The sequence below is a fragment of the Stenotrophomonas sp. PS02301 genome (assembly GCF_029959485.1).
GTDB lineage: Bacteria > Pseudomonadota > Gammaproteobacteria > Xanthomonadales > Xanthomonadaceae > Stenotrophomonas > Stenotrophomonas maltophilia_Z.
The window spans coordinates 1-14503 of sequence record NZ_JASCOO010000103.1 but is presented as its reverse complement, the minus strand read 5'-3'; the positions used below and the strand labels follow the sequence as shown (position 1 = coordinate 14503).

Below are 14503 nucleotides of genomic sequence, written 5' to 3'. Positions count from 1 at the left end.
TGGGGGCCCCCGCCGGGGGGGGGTGCCCGTTAACCCCCCCCCCCGTTGGGGGTGGCTCTACCGAGCGTTGACCCTCCGGGTCAAAGCTCCTCGACCACCACGTTGCGATTGGTGTAGATGCAGATGTCACCGGCGATGTTGATCGATTCGGTGGCGATCGTGCGGGCATCCAGTTCGGTATGCGCCATCAGCGCGCGGGCGGCCGAGAGGGCATAGGAGCCACCGGAGCCGATCGCGATGATGCCGTCTTCCGGTTCGATCACATCACCGGTGCCGCTGATGATCAGCGAGGTGTCCTTGTCGGCGACGGCGAGCAGCGCTTCGAGCTTGCCCAGGCGGCGCTCGGTGCGCCAATCCTTGGCCAGTTCCACCGCAGCGCGCTGCAGCTGGCCGTGCTTTTCCAGCTTGGCCTCGAACAGCTCGAACAGGGTGAAGGCATCGGCGGCAGCGCCGGCGAAACCGGCCAGCACCTGTCCCTCGCGACCCAGCCGGCGTACCTTGCGGGCGTTGCCCTTCATCACCGTGTGGCCGAGCGTGACCTGGCCATCGCCGGCGACGGCGACATGCCCATTGCGCCGCACCGAGATGATGGTGGTGGCATGAAATACGTTGGGGTTCTGACTGGGGTCCATGGAGCCTCCGGGGTGACAAAGACTGAGGTGGGGTCGCTGCCCGACGCTTCAACCCGCCCTGCCCTGCGCCCGGATGCCGCAGCGGATCGATTCAGCTTTCGTTGCCGCTCTTGCGGCGCTTGGCACGCGGGTGCGCAGCGTCGTAGACCTTGGCCAGATGCTGGAAATCCAGGTGGGTGTAGATCTGCGTGGTGGCGATATCGGCATGGCCGAGCAGCTCCTGCACACCGCGCAGATCACCGGAGGACTCCAGGATGTGGCTGGCGAAGCTGTGCCGCAGCATATGCGGGTGTACGTGTTTGAACAGGCCCTGGCGCTGGGCGAGCTGACGGATGCGGATCTGCACGGCGCGCTGGGTGATGGGCCCGCCCTTGCGCCCGGGAAATACCGGTGCGGTGGCCGCGCCGCCGCTGTCGGCCCGCCAGCCCTGCAGCGCGGTGCGCGCGTGCGAACCGATCGGCACGCGGCGCTCGCGGTTGCCCTTGCCCAGCACGTTGACCAGACCGGTATCGAAATCCAGGTCGCGCCAGATCAGCGCGCACAGTTCGCTCAGGCGCAGCCCGGAGGAATAGAACAGCTCCAGCAGCGCGCGATCGCGCAGGCCGAGCGGTGCATCGGTGGGCAGTTCGACCAGCTGCACGGCTTCATCGGCATCGAGCACCTGCGGCAGTTTGCGCGGCGCCTTGGGTGCTTTCAGGCCCGTGGCCGGATTGGCGGCGATGCGGTGGTGCTTGAGCAGCCACGCGTAGAAACTGCGGCACGCCGAAAGCCTGCGCTGCAGCGAGGTGGGCGACAGCCCGCGGCGGTGTTCGGCAGCGATGAACTGGCGCAGCTGCGCACTGTCCAGCGTATCGATCACCGCCCCCTGGCCCTCCGACCACGCCGCGAGTGCATCCAGATCGCGACGGTAGGCATCCAGCGTGTGCGCCGACATGCGGCGCTCCACTTGAAGGTGCGACAGGAAGTCCTGCGCGGTGCTCACGACGACTCCGCTCAACGGGCTGTCAGGGCGACGGGAAACGCTGCAGCGCAACGACCAGCGATTCACCCATCATGCGCAGGAACAGCGTGCCCATACCCGGGTAGAACCGATTGCCGTCATGGCTGCCGACCGCGATCAGGCCGACACCCGGCAGCGGCAACAGCGCGCTGGACTGCACTTCCTCGGCGCGGCCGGCGTACAGCACGGTGTTCTTTTCTGGCTGCAGGCGGCCGCAGATCGGTTCGCCATCCTTGAGGCAATCGCGGAACACACCCAGCAGCGGGCTGCTCTCCTCGATCACCTGCAACCACGGCGCCTGTTCCAGCCCGGCGACGGGATGCAGCACGATCAGCCGGACCAGATCCCCGGCGAAATCCTCTTCCAGCGAGGCGGCCATCGCCCGCAGAGTGTCCGCCGCCGAGTCCTGTTTCATCAGTGCCAGGGTCAGCTGGTGCGTGCGCACGGCCAAGCGCTCGTTGATCTGCGCGTTGGCGGCCAGATCGGCCAGCCGTCGCGACAGCTCACGGTTCTTGTCGCGCAGCACCTCCAGCTGATAGCTGGCCAGTGACGCGGTGGGGCCGTCATCGCGCGGCACCACCAGGGTCAGGGCCAGGTCCGGGAACTGCTTCAGGAAGGTCGGATGCCGACGCAGCCAGGCGGCTACTTCGTGCGACCCGATTTTCTCGGCGGTCTCGCTCATGCGTTCCACTCTCCATCAAAGACGAAGGCTGCGGGTCCAGACATCACGATCTGTGCATCGTCGGCCGGCCAGCGGATGCGCAGGTCGCCGCCGGGCAGCGACATCGTGGCATCGCGCTGCAGGCGACCGCGCTGCATCATCACCACGGCCGCGGCGCAGGCGCCACTGCCGCAGGCCAGGGTTTCGCCGGCGCCGCGCTCGTACACACGCAGGCGCGCGTGCTGCGGACTGAGCACCTGCACGAAACCGACGTTGACCGATTTCGGGAACGAGGCGTGCTGCTGCAGCAGCGGGCCCAAACGCTCGACCGGGGCGGCATCCACCAGGCCCACTTCGATCACGGCGTGCGGGTTGCCCATCGAAACCGCGCCGAAGCGCACCGTGTCGCCCTGCAGCGGCAGCAGATATTCCTCGCGGGCGCGGGCGAAGCCGATCAGCGGCACGTTCTCCGGCTCGAACCGCGGCACGCCCATGGCTACCGCGTACTGGTCTTCGCCCAGCCGTTCGACTGCATGGGTGGTGACCGGGCTATCGATCGCGAAGGTGCTGCCGGTGGCGGCGCCATCGCGCACCAGCCAGGCCGCCACGCAGCGCGCGCCGTTGCCACATTGCTCGGAGCTGCTGCCATCGGCATTCCAGATCCGGTACGAGGCGACCGAGCCGTCTGCCTTGGGCGGCTCGATGGTCAGGATCTGGTCGCAGCCCACGCCGGTGTGGCGATCGGCCAGACGCGCGGCCAGCGCAGCATCCGGCGGCGCGCGGCCATCGCGCAGGTCCAACACCACGAAATCATTGCCGGCGCCATGCATCTTGGTGAAGCGCAGCGCCGCGGCGGTGTTCGACTTACTCATTCCCGTCATTGGCCTTCAGCGCCGGGGCTTGAACGGGATCAGGAACCACCGGGGAATCGGTATCGGCATCGGCGGCCGGCGGCGTGGCGTCGTCGGCGGCCGGTTCAACCAGCTGTTCTTCGACCGGGACCGGCTTCTGCGGCAGGACCAGCGGGCCCTTGTTGCCACAGGCCGACAGCACCAGCAGCGCCGAGGCGGCCAGCGTCAGGGAGATGAGGGTACGGGGAGATGTCTTCATCCTCCGAGTATAGCCGCGGTGTTTGGGCGCTTGGGTGCCGGCTGGATGAACGGGCAGCGCAGCAATCACACCCTTGGCGGCAGCGGCCGGGACCACAGCCACAGCGCCACGCAGGTCATGCTGCCGATGGAGAGCCACTTCACCCATGCGATCGGCACGCACCACAGCATGATGCCCGCGCACACCGCCATGGTCAGGGTCGCCATTCCTTTGCCGCGGCGGCTGACCGCGCCGTGCGCCTGCCAGTTGCGGATCGCCGGGCCGAACTGCGGGTGCGCCAGCAGGCGGTTGTGCAGGCGCTCGGAGCCACGCGAGGCGGCCCAGGCCGAGATCAGGATGAACACGGTGGTGGGCAGGCCCGGTACGAAGATGCCAACGATGCCGGTGCCCAGGCTGACATAGGCAAGCAGCCACCACGCCCAGCGGAAACGCACCCGTCGCCGCTCAGCCGGCGCGTCGGAAACCATGGGGCGTTCGGACCGGGACATGGTGCCAGCATAGCGACCCGGACGGGCCGCCGCGATGGCGGCCTCACTACGCTGGCCGACGACACCGGATCGCCGGCCAGCGACCGGCATTACCGGCCCTGGGTCACGCCGAGCTGGTCAAGCACGAACGCGTACGACTCGGCCAGTTCGTGATAACGCTGGAAGCGGCCGGATTTGCCGCCGTGGCCGGCGTCCATATTGGTGCGGAACACGATCGGGAAGTGGCCGGTGTTGTCATCGCGCAGCTTGGCCACCCACTTGGCCGGCTCCCAGTACTGCACCTGCGAATCCCACAGGCCGGTGCCGACGAACAGCGCCGGGTAGGCCTGCCTGCTGACGTTGTCATACGGCGAATACGTGAGCATGTAGTCGTAGTACTCGCGCTGCTCCGGGTTGCCCCACTCGTCGTACTCGTTGGTGGTCAGCGGGATGCTGGCGTCGAGCATGGTGGTGACCACATCGACGAACGGCACCTGGGCGACCATCACGCGATAGTCCTGCGGCGCCTGGTTGGCCACCGCGCCCATCAGCAGGCCACCGGCGCTGCCACCGGAGGCGGCGACGCGATCCTTGGCCGCATAGCCCTGGCGGACCAGCTCGCGGGTGACATCGACGAAATCGTTGAAGGTGTTCTGCTTCTTGAGCAGCTTGCCGTCCTCATACCACGCACGGCCCATTTCCTGGCCGCCGCGGATGTGGGCGATGGCATACACCACGCCGCGATCCAGCAGGCTGACCACGGTCTGGTTGAAGCCCGGGTCCATCGACATGCCGTAGCTGCCGTAGGCGTACTGGTACAGCGCGCCGGTGCCGTCCTTCTTGAAACCGTTGCGGTACACCAGCGACACCGGCACCTTGACGCCATCGCGGGCCGTCACCCACACGCGCTCGGTGGTGTACTGCGACGGGTCATAGCCGATCACCGGCTGCTGCTTGAGCTGGCGGCGTTCACCGGTGACGGTGTTGAGCTCGTAGGTGGTGGTCGGCGTGGTCAGCGAGGTGTAGGCGTAACGCAGCCACGGGGTATCGTGCTCGCTGTTGGCGGCCAACCCCATCGAGTAGGCGGGCTCATCCGCCTTGACGTAATCCTGGCGGCCATCCGGGAACAGCAGGCGCACGCGTTCCAGGCCGTTGGAGCGCTCGGCGATCGCGGTGAAGCCGTCGAACAGTTCGAAGCCTTCGATCAGCACGGCGTCATCGTGCGCGACCCAGTCTTTCCACTGGCTGCGCGCGGTGGCGTCGCTGGGCGCGGTGACGATCTTGAAGTTCTTCGCGTCCGCAGCGTTGGTGCGGATCACCCAACGGCCGTTGAAGTGGTCGGCATCGTATTCCACGTCGCGCGCACGCGGCGCCAGCACCGTGAACGCCTGCGGAGCGGCAGCCGGGGCGTAGCGGGTTTCCGAGCTCACCGTGCTGTGCAGCTCGATGGTCAGGAAACGGTCATCGCGGGTGCGGCCGACGCCCATGTAGAAGCTGTCGTCCTTCTCTTCATACACGAGCACGTCGCTGCTGGCCGGAGTGCCCAGGACGTGCTTTTTGACGCGCACCGTGAGCAGGGTGTCCGGATCATTCTCGACATAGAACAGGGTGCGGTTGTCATCGGCCCAGACCACATTGGGCGAGACGTTCTCGATGCGATCCGGCAGCACCTCACCGGTACGCAGGTCCTTGAAACGGATCACGTACTGGCGGCGGCCGACATCGTCTTCGGCCCAGGCCAGCAGGTGGTTGTCCTGGCTGACATCGGCATCGCCCACGTTGAAGTAGCCCTTGCCCTCGGCCATCGTGTTGATGTCGAGCAGGATTTCTTCCGGCGCTTCCATGCTGCCCTTGCGGCGCGCCTGGATCGGGTAATCCTTGCCGGTTTCGAAGCGGGTGTAATACCAGTAGCCGCGGTCACGCGAGGGCACGCTGGCATCGTCCTGCTTGATGCGGGCGACGATCTCCTTGTACAGGGTGTCTTCCAGCGGCTTGAGCGGGGCCACCACCTGATCGGTATAGGCGTTCTCCGCATTCAGATAGGCCAGCATCTTCGTGTCTTCGCGCTTGTCGTCGCGCAGCCAGTAGTAATCGTCGCTGCGGGTCGCGCCAAAGGGAGCCTTCACCGTGTGCGGGTGCTTCTCGGCGTCGGGCGGGGTCAGCGCGGGGGCGGCGTGCACGTTGGAGGTCATGAGGCTGGCAACCAGTAAACAAAGGGCGGGTTTCACGAGATAAGGCTCCTGGCGGGGGAATGCAATGGCGTCCGTGTCCGTGCAGTCTGTGCTGGCGGGTAGGCCAGCAGCAAGCGTGTCGTTGGTCACTGCGCCTATCATCAGGCCATGGATACTTCCCGCACGCCCCCGACCGGCACCGGCTACAGCCGCCGCAGCCAGGACATCGAACCCTTCCACGTGATGTCGCTGCTGGCCCGCGCGCAGGCGCTGGAGCAGGCCGGCCACGATGTGATCCACCTGGAGATCGGCGAGCCGGACTTCACCACCGCTGCACCGATCGTGCGCGCCGGCCAGGCCGCCCTGGCAGCCGGCCACACCCGCTACACCGCGGCCCGCGGCCTGCCCGCGCTGCGCGAGGCGATTGCGGGCTTCTACCAGGACCGCTACCAGGTGCAGATCGACCCCGAGCGGATCCTGGTCACCCCGGGTGGCTCGGGCGCGCTGTTGCTGGCCAGCAGTCTGCTGGTCGATCCCGGCAAGCACTGGTTGCTGGCCGATCCCGGCTACCCGTGCAACCGGCACTTCCTGCGGTTGGTGGAAGGGGCCGCGCAGCTGGTGCCGGTCGGGCCGGAGACGGCCTACCAGCTGACGCCGGAGCTGGTGGCACGGCAGTGGAACGCGGACAGCGTCGGTGCGCTGGTCGCCTCGCCGGCCAATCCGACCGGCACCGTGCTCTCGGCGGCGCAGCTTGCCGCGCTGTCGCAGTCGCTGAAGGCACGCGGCGGGCATCTGGTGGTGGATGAGATCTACCACGGCCTCACCTACGGCATGGACGCGGCCAGCGTGCTGCAGGTCGATGACGAGGCGTTCGTCCTCAACAGCTTCTCGAAGTATTACGGGATGACCGGCTGGCGCCTGGGCTGGCTGGTCGCGCCGCCGCAGGCGGTGCGTGAGCTGGAGAAGCTCGCGCAGAATCTGTACATCAGCGCCTCCAGCATCGCCCAGCATGCCGCGCTGGCCTGTTTCGAGCCGGCGTCCATCGCGATTTTCGAACAGCGCCGCGCCGCGTTCCGCGCGCGTCGCGATTACCTGCTGCCGGCGCTGCGTGCGCTCGGCTTCCGCATCGAAGTGGAGCCGGAAGGCGCGTTCTATCTCTACGCCGACGTGAGTGCGTTCACCGGTGACGCGCAGGCGTTCTGTGCGCATTTCCTGGAAACGGAGCATGTGGCGTTCACCCCAGGCCTGGACTTTGGCCACCACCGCGCCAACGCGCATGTGCGGCTGGCCTACACGCAGGACGTGCCGCGCCTGGAAGAGGCGGTGCGCCGGATCGCGCGCGGGCTGGAGACATGGGTGCGTTGAGCGGCCCATAAAAAAACGCCACGCATCGCTGCGTGGCGCTGAAAATGGGGTGGAGCCAACCTGACGCCCCACCACCCGGAGTCCACCCCAGGGGGCTACAACGTCCGCGGCAGGCTCACTCCCTGCCGGCTGCTCGACTGCCCCTGGCTGTCGAGCACCCCGAGCTTACTTGGAGAGCTGCTCCCACAGGAAGCTATAGGCCAACGCCGACATATGCGCGGCCTGCGCATTGTTCGCCGCGCCGCCGTGACCGCCTTCGATATTCTCGTAGTAGGTCACGTCCTTTCCGGCGTCGATCATCATCGCCGCCATCTTGCGGGCATGCGCCGGATGCACGCGGTCATCGCGGGTGGAGGTGGTGAACAGCACCGGCGGGTAGGTCTTGCTGGCGTCGAACAGGTGGTACGGCGAGAAGGTCTTGATGAACGCCCAATCGGCCGTGTCCGGATTGCCGTATTCGGCCATCCACGACGCGCCGGCCAGCAGGTGGCTGTAGCGCTTCATGTCCAGCAGCGGCACCTGGATCACCACCGCGCCGAACAGTTCCGGGTACTGGGTCAGCATGTTGCCGGTGAGCAGGCCACCGTTGCTGCCGCCCTGCACGCCCAGGTGCTTGGCCGAGGTGATCTTGCGGCTGACCAGATCGCGGGCGACCGCGGCCATGTCTTCGTAGGCCTTGTGACGGTTCTGCTTGAGCGCCGCCTGGTGCCAGCGCGGGCCATACTCGCCACCGCCACGGATGTTGGCGACCACGTAGACACCGCCCTTCTCCAGCCACGCGCGGCCCATGCCACCGGAGTAGGACGGGGTCAGCGAGATCTCGAAGCCACCGTAGCCGTACAGCAGGGTCGGGTTGGAGCCGTCCAGCTTCATGTCCTTGCGGTGCACCACGAAGTACGGCACGCGGGTGCCATCCTTGCTGGTGGCGAAGTGCTGCTCGATCACCTTGCCGTCGGCGTTGAAGAACGTCGGCATGGTCTTGAGCACTTCAGGCTGCTTGCCGATCTCGGCGATGGCCAGGGTGGTCGGGGTCAGGTAATCGGTGACGGTCATCCACACCGCATCGCTGTCATCGGCGTCGACCGCACTGACGGCCACGGTGCCGAACGACGGCGCGCCGGTGAAGGCCGTCGTCTTCCAGCCGCTGTCGCCCGGCGTCAGCACGCTCAGGCGGCTTTTGACGTCGTCCAGCACGTTCAGGACCAGATGGTTCTTGGTCCAGCTGGTGCCGGCCAGCGAGGTGGTGTCGGTCGGCGCGAACAGCACGTCGAAATCACGCTTGCCGGCGAGGTAATTGTCCAGCTTGGTGGCCAGCAGCGAACCGGCGGTGTAGGTCTTGCCGCCAACGGTCCACGGCTCACGCAACTCCAGGGTCAGCCATTGTTTGCGCAGGCCCTTCTCGGCCGAGTTCGGCGCATCGATCTTGGTCAGCGTGCCATCGTCGGCGCGCAGGTAGATCTCGTTGTTGTAGAAGGCCAGCGTGCGGCTGACCAGGTTGCGCTCGTAGCCGGGGGTATCGTCGTGCATGGCCGCGATGTACATGTCATCGGGCTTGCCCTCGTACACCATCGAAGCGGAGGCCATCGGGGTGCCGCGCTTCCACAGCTTGGCCACGCGCGGATACCCCGAGGTGGTCATCGTGCCGGCACCGAAATCGGTATAGACGAACACCGTGTCACGGTCGATCCAGTTCAGGCCACCCTTGGATTCGGGGCGGAAGAAGCCGTCCTTGATCCAGGTCTTGTTGGCCAGATCGAACTCGCGGGTGACATCGGCATCGGCGCCGCCGCGCGACAGCGCGATCAGGCAGCGCGAATAATCCGGGCGCAGGCAATCCGCGCCGTGCCAGACCCAGTTCTCGCCCTCGGCCTTGTTCAGTGCATCCAGATCCAGCACGGTTTCCCACTGCGGCGAGGCCTTGCGGTACTCGGCCAGGGTGGTGCGACGCCAGAGGCCGCGCTCGTGCTGCTTGTCCTTCCAGAAGTTGTAGTAGTAGTCACCGATCTTCTGCACGCCCGGAATCTTGGCGTCGGAATCGAGCACCTCGCGGATGCTGGTCTCCATCTGCTTGAACGCCGGGGTCGCGGCCAAGCGGCCTTCGGACCTGGCGTTCTGTTCCTTGACCCACGCCAGCGGCTTGTCGCCGGTGACGTCTTCAAGCCAGGCGTACTTGTCCGCCGGGGCGTCAGCGGCCATGGCAGTTCCCGCCGCCCCGGCGGAGATCAGACCTGCCACCAGGCAGGCGGAAGCGAATCGTGACATTGGAGCTCCAGACAGTCATAGCCTTGGGACGCTATCACACCGGCTGGCCGCGGCTCACGTGTCGAAGGTCAGGCCGCGCCGGACGCGCGAGCGGGCGGCTGCGACGTCGCGCCTGCGGGCCCCGGCGGCGGCGCGCGCCGTGGGTGAGCAGGCCGGCCAGCGGCAGGCGGAAGCGATGCAGGCTCCACCAGGCCATCAGCGGCATGCCGATCAGCCACATCGGCAGCCAGCCGATCCACTCGCTATGCCCCCGCGCGGCGGGCCAGACCAGGACCAAAGCCATCCCGGCAAGGACGGCCTGCCTGACGCAGCGCAGCACGCGGGGATCGGGACGGTCGGACGAACGTGGGGAAGACGACAGGGTCATGACACAGCTCCGTGCGAAAGTGATGCGTCACCTTGCCGCGCCGCCATCTCAAGGGCTGCGACCTTGCAGGGGACGCGACAGGTGGGATGTCCGGCGAGCGGCTGCATGAATCGGTCACACAACCGCTGCGCCGGCATTGACGTTCTCCGCTGTCCCACCCACCATGCCTCTGCCAGCCACTGGAGCCACCCGCCGCATGTCTTCGAACCGCCCGCTTCGCGCTGTCCTGTTGGTCTCCTCGCTGGCATTGCTGTCAGCCTGTGCGTTCCGCCATGAGACCAAACCGGAACCCGCGCCGACCCCGGTCGCGGTCGACAGCGCCAATGCGCCGATCGACCTGCAGCGGTTCATGGGCACCTGGTATGTGATCGGCCGCGTGCCGAACCCGGTCGAGCGTGGCCACGTCGGCAGCGTCAATCAGTTCCGCCTGCGCGGCGACCAGAAAGTATCCATCACCTACCGCTACCGCGATGGCTTCTCCGAGCCGCAGCAGGAACTGACCGTCCGCGCCTCGGTGGACGAGAAGAGCGGCAACCACAACTGGCGCACCTGGTTCTACAAGATCGTGCCGACCCATACCCGCGTACTGGAAGTGGCGCCGGATTATTCGTGGGCGATGCTCGGCTACCCGGGCCGCGAGATGGCCTGGATCTTCGCGCGCCAGCCGGACATGGACAAAGAGCTCTACAAGGAGCTCGCCACCCGCCTGCGTGACGATTACGGGGTCAACACCGACAAGCTCAAGCGCGTGCCGCAGCACCCCGAGCAGGTGGACCGGCTGGGCTTTGAAGTGCCTAACGTCCGGTAAGGGCGGCGGTCAGGCCGCCTCGCGCGGCTGCACCCTGCGCTCGATTTCCTGACGGGTCGGCAGCGTCTTCAGATCGTACTCGGCCTGGAGGGCCAGCCACGACGCGGCGTCGAGGATGGCGTACCGACCAACGGTCGGTACCGAGCGGTTATTTCCGGCTGTAGTGCGAGACCAGGCGGTCGCCGATCATCTGCAGGATCTGCACCAGCACCAGCAGCAGGACCACGGTGACCAGGGCCACGTCGGTGTGCGAGCGCTGGTAGCCATCGCGGAAGGCCAGGTCGCCCAGGCCGCCCGAGCCGATCGCGCCGCCCATCGCGGTGAAGCCGATCAGCGCGATCACCGTGACCGTGGCGCCGGCGATCAGGCCCGGTCGCGCTTCGGGCAGCAGCACCCGGGTGACCAGCTGCCACGTGGTGGCGCCCATCGCCTGGGTTGCTTCGATCACGCCACGGTCCACTTCGCGCAGCGCGGTTTCGACCAGGCGCGCATAGAACGGCGCCGCGCCGATCACCAGCGGCACGATCGCGCCGCGGACGCCCAGCGAGGTGCCCATCATCCACAGCGTGAGCGGGATCAGCACGATCATCAGGATGATGAAAGGCACCGAGCGCAGCAGGTTCACCAGCAGCGCCAGCGCCCCATACAGCACCGGCTTGCGGTGCAGCTGCGGCGAGCCGGTCAGGAACAGCAGCACGCCCAGCGGCAGCCCGATCAGCAGCGTCAGCGGCAGCGAGCCGCCGAGCATCAGCAGGGTATCCAGCGTGGCCTGGCCGATATCAGCCCATTTTCCGGCGTCAAGATGGCGGAAGAAACCGCCTGCAGTGGCCAGGATCATCGGCGCAGCTCCTCAAGGTGGACACCGGCGGCGACGAAGCCGGCCTGTGCGGCCTGCACGTCGCCCCCGACCAGCGACACGGTCAGCTGGCCATACGGGGTGTCCTTGATCCGGTCGATACGGCCGGACAGGATGTTGTAGTCCACGCCGGTCTCGCGCGCGATGCGCCCCAGCAGCGGTTCGTAGGTGTCCGCGCCGAGGAAGGTCAGGCGCACGATGCGCCCGGCGACGGCCTCGAAATCCTTGTGCAGCTCGCCCTCGTCCACCTGTTCGGACTCGCTCACGAAGCGGCGGGTGGTCGGGTGCTGCGGGTGCAGGAACACCTCGGTGACCGGGCCGGTCTCGACCAGGTGGCCGGCATCGAGTACCGCAACGCGGTCGCAGACCCGGCGGATCACGTCCATCTCGTGGGTGATCAGCACGATGGTCAGGCCCAGCTCGCGGTTGATCTTGCCGAGCAGTTTGAGCACCGAGGCGGTGGTCTGCGGGTCCAGTGCGCTGGTAGCCTCATCGCACAGCAGGATCTGCGGGCGGGTAGCCAGGGCGCGGGCGATGCCGACACGCTGCTTCTGGCCACCGGACAGCTGCGCCGGATACTTGTTGGCGTGTGCTTCCAGGCCGACGGTATGCAGCAGTTCGTTGACGCGCGCATCGATCTCCGCGCGCGGCGTCCCGGCCAGCTCCAGCGGGAAGGCGACGTTGGAGGCCACCGTGCGCGATGAGAGCAGGTTGAAGTGCTGGAAGATCATGCCGATCTTCCGGCGCAGCACGCGCAGGCCCTCGGCATCGAGCGCGGTGACATCCTCGCCATTGATCAGCAGGCGGCCGCCGGTGGGCTCCTCCAGCCGGTTGATCAGCCGGATCAGGGTCGATTTGCCCGCGCCGGAATGGCCGATGATGCCGAACACTTCGCCGGCCTCGATGGTCAGGTCCAGCGGCTGCAGCGCGGCAATCGCGCGGCCGCCGACGGCATAGGATTTGTGCAGGCGCTGGAACTCGATCACTTCGCGGTCAACCGGGGCATCGACGGGAGGGGGCGTGCAGCCTACCAGCGCGGGACGGCCCTGGCCCGCGCGGCAGGATCGAATCATATTCCGTTTGATTATAAGGCGGCGTCATGGCCCACCCGGGCCGGCTCAGGGGTGGTCCAGCGGTCTGGGCGGCTGCACCTGGCGGACCCGCTCCCGGTGCAGCAGATACAGGCCGGAGGCCACGATGATCGCCGCGCCCAACCAGGTAACCGAGTCGGGCAGCGCGCCCCAGAACAGCAGATCCCAGCCGATCACCCAGACCAGCCCGGTGTACTCGAGGGGGGCGATCATGGAGGCTTCGCCCAGCTGGAAGGCGCGGGTCAGGGCAACCTGCCCCCCTGCCCCGGCCAGGCCCATGCCGGCGATCAGCGCGGCATGGCCCATCTGCAGTGGCCGCCAGTCGGGGATCGCCAGCAGACCCGCGCCGACGGCCATGATCACCAGGAACCACACCACCATCGACTGGGGGGTATCGGTGCGGGTCAGCATGCTGACCGTGATCGCGGCCAGTGCGTAGGCGGTCGCAGCCAGCAGGACCATCAGCCCGGGCAGCGAGATGAAGCCGCCGACGCCAGGCCGCAGCACGACCAGCACGCCGACGAGGCCGATGCCGATGGCGATCCAGCGGCGCGGGCCGACCTTCTCCCCGAGCAGGGGCACCGACAGCGCGGCGATCAGCAACGGGGCAACGAAATAGATGGTGTAGGCCGTGGACAGCGGCAGGCTGCGCAGGGCAAACACGAAGCAGCCGATCATCGCCATGCCGAGCACGCCGCGCAGCAGGTGCAGGACCCAGCGCTTGGGCACCAGCGAACGCGGGCCGGCGGTGGCCAGTACCCAGACCAGCACGAACGGCAGCGAGGCCGCGCCGCGCAGGAAGGTGACCTGCAGGGTGGGATAGCTGCTGGCCAGCTGCTTCATGCCGGCATCCATCAGCGAGAAGCAGGCCACGGCCATCAGCATCCAGGCGACGGCGCGGGAGGGGGAGCGTTGGGTGTTCATGGCCCATTATCGCCGCCGGGGACGGGCCGTCCATGGCGGGTTGGTTAGAATGGGGCATTCACCCGTTGGAGTTCTCCCCATGCCCTCTTTTGACGTCGTTTCCGAAGTCGACACCCACGAGCTGACCAATGCGGTCGACCAGGCCAACCGCGAGCTGTCCACGCGCTTCGATTTCAAGGGGGTGGACGCCAAGTACGTGCTGGAAGACAGCGTGATCAGTCAGTCCGCGCCGAGCGATTTCCAGTTGCAGCAGATGACGGACATCCTGCGTCAGCGCCTGACGGCGCGGAAGATCGATGCGGCGTGCCTGGAGTTTGGTGATATCGAATCGAATCTGGCCGGTGCGCGGCAGAAGATCACGGTCAAGCAGGGGATCGAGCAGAAGGTGGCCAAGAAGATCGCGGCGAAGATCAAGGAGGCCAAGTTGAAGGTGGACAGTCAGATCAATGGCGACAAGCTGCGGGTGACGGGCAAGAAGCGCGATGATCTGCAGGATGCGATGGCGCTGCTGCGGAAGGAGACGTTCGAGGTGCCGCTGCAGTTTGATAACTTCCGCGATTGATCTTGGCCGGACGGCTGTAGCGAAGAGCGCCAGCGAAGGGCGCCGCTGTTTGTTGCCGAGGGGCTTTCGTTGTCTTTGGCGCTGGCAGCTCATCGCAGAAGGCTGGCGATTCATTGGCGAGGGCTGCGGCGGGTAGGGCCTGGCCTTGCCCGGACCCGCCGTGAACCCATCCATGGGGGCTCATGTCGCGGCATCCATGCCGCTCATGGTCCGGGCAAGGCCAGGCC

15 protein-coding genes are annotated in these 14503 nt (G+C 67.0%); 3 read left to right on the top strand and 12 right to left on the bottom strand.

Going from position 1 to position 14503, the window contains the following annotated elements:
* Positions 1 to 80 precede the first annotated feature (80 nt).
* From hslV to QMX81_RS17965, 7 genes are all read right to left on the bottom strand, one after another.
* Positions 81 to 632, bottom strand: coding sequence for an ATP-dependent protease subunit HslV (hslV, locus tag QMX81_RS17995; protein WP_019183676.1), 552 nt, complete (start codon positions 630 to 632; stop codon positions 81 to 83).
* Positions 633 to 723: 91 nt separating this feature from the next.
* Positions 724 to 1614 (bottom strand): tyrosine recombinase XerC, encoded by an 891-nt coding sequence (xerC, locus tag QMX81_RS17990; protein ID WP_282263511.1) that lies wholly within the window; start codon positions 1612 to 1614, stop codon positions 724 to 726.
* A gap of 22 nt (positions 1615 to 1636) precedes the next feature.
* A complete protein-coding gene (locus QMX81_RS17985; protein ID WP_121039968.1) occupies positions 1637 to 2314 on the bottom strand; it encodes a DUF484 family protein in 678 nt (225 codons plus the stop codon).
* On the bottom strand, positions 2311 to 3165 hold the full coding sequence (dapF, locus tag QMX81_RS17980) for a diaminopimelate epimerase (RefSeq protein ID WP_282263506.1): 855 nt from the start codon (positions 3163 to 3165) through the stop codon (positions 2311 to 2313). The genes QMX81_RS17985 and dapF overlap by 4 nt, the downstream gene beginning before the upstream one ends.
* Positions 3158 to 3403 (bottom strand): lipoprotein, encoded by a 246-nt coding sequence (locus tag QMX81_RS17975; RefSeq protein ID WP_121039974.1) that lies wholly within the window; start codon positions 3401 to 3403, stop codon positions 3158 to 3160. The genes dapF and QMX81_RS17975 overlap by 8 nt, the downstream gene beginning before the upstream one ends.
* Positions 3404 to 3468: 65 nt before the next feature.
* Complete coding sequence (locus QMX81_RS17970) at positions 3469 to 3891, bottom strand: YbaN family protein (RefSeq protein WP_121041245.1); 423 nt, start codon at positions 3889 to 3891, stop codon at positions 3469 to 3471.
* An 89-nt stretch (positions 3892 to 3980) separates the two neighbouring features.
* The gene (locus tag QMX81_RS17965; RefSeq protein WP_282263501.1) at positions 3981 to 6098 is read right to left on the bottom strand and encodes a S9 family peptidase; all 2118 of its coding nucleotides are present in this window, start codon (positions 6096 to 6098) and stop codon (positions 3981 to 3983) included.
* A 111-nt stretch (positions 6099 to 6209) separates the two neighbouring features.
* Between QMX81_RS17965 and QMX81_RS17960 the strand changes: the two genes are divergently transcribed.
* Entirely contained in the window at positions 6210 to 7406 is a 1197-nt protein-coding gene (locus QMX81_RS17960; RefSeq protein ID WP_282263500.1) for a pyridoxal phosphate-dependent aminotransferase, read from the top strand.
* 165 nt (positions 7407 to 7571) lie between these two features.
* Here the strand turns inward: QMX81_RS17960 and QMX81_RS17955 are convergent, their stop codons facing one another.
* Both QMX81_RS17955 and QMX81_RS17950 read right to left on the bottom strand, forming a co-directional pair.
* Positions 7572 to 9668, bottom strand: coding sequence for a prolyl oligopeptidase family serine peptidase (locus QMX81_RS17955; protein WP_282263499.1), 2097 nt, complete (start codon positions 9666 to 9668; stop codon positions 7572 to 7574).
* 34 nt (positions 9669 to 9702) lie between these two features.
* Entirely contained in the window at positions 9703 to 10029 is a 327-nt protein-coding gene (locus QMX81_RS17950; RefSeq protein ID WP_226956616.1) for a hypothetical protein, read from the bottom strand.
* 202 nt (positions 10030 to 10231) lie between these two features.
* Here QMX81_RS17950 and QMX81_RS17945 point away from each other — a divergent pair, with 202 nt between their 5' ends.
* Positions 10232 to 10843 carry a lipocalin family protein gene (locus tag QMX81_RS17945; protein ID WP_121039989.1) on the top strand — a complete coding sequence of 204 codons (612 nt, stop codon included), beginning with the start codon at positions 10232 to 10234 and terminating at the stop codon, positions 10841 to 10843.
* Positions 10844 to 10991: 148 nt separating this feature from the next.
* Here QMX81_RS17945 and QMX81_RS17940 read toward each other — a convergent pair whose 3' ends face one another.
* The 3 genes from QMX81_RS17940 to QMX81_RS17930 form a co-directional block, all read right to left on the bottom strand.
* The gene (locus QMX81_RS17940) at positions 10992 to 11681 is read right to left on the bottom strand and encodes a methionine ABC transporter permease (RefSeq protein ID WP_121039992.1); all 690 of its coding nucleotides are present in this window, start codon (positions 11679 to 11681) and stop codon (positions 10992 to 10994) included.
* Positions 11678 to 12685, bottom strand: coding sequence for a methionine ABC transporter ATP-binding protein (locus QMX81_RS17935; protein WP_123730135.1), 1008 nt, complete (start codon positions 12683 to 12685; stop codon positions 11678 to 11680). The genes QMX81_RS17940 and QMX81_RS17935 overlap by 4 nt, the downstream gene beginning before the upstream one ends.
* A gap of 132 nt (positions 12686 to 12817) precedes the next feature.
* Entirely contained in the window at positions 12818 to 13714 is an 897-nt protein-coding gene (locus tag QMX81_RS17930) for a DMT family transporter (RefSeq protein ID WP_259259044.1), read from the bottom strand.
* Between the two features lie 79 nt (positions 13715 to 13793).
* Here QMX81_RS17930 and QMX81_RS17925 point away from each other — a divergent pair, with 79 nt between their 5' ends.
* On the top strand, positions 13794 to 14276 hold the full coding sequence (locus tag QMX81_RS17925; RefSeq protein ID WP_123730133.1) for a YajQ family cyclic di-GMP-binding protein: 483 nt from the start codon (positions 13794 to 13796) through the stop codon (positions 14274 to 14276).
* Positions 14277 to 14503: the final 227 nt, after the last annotated feature.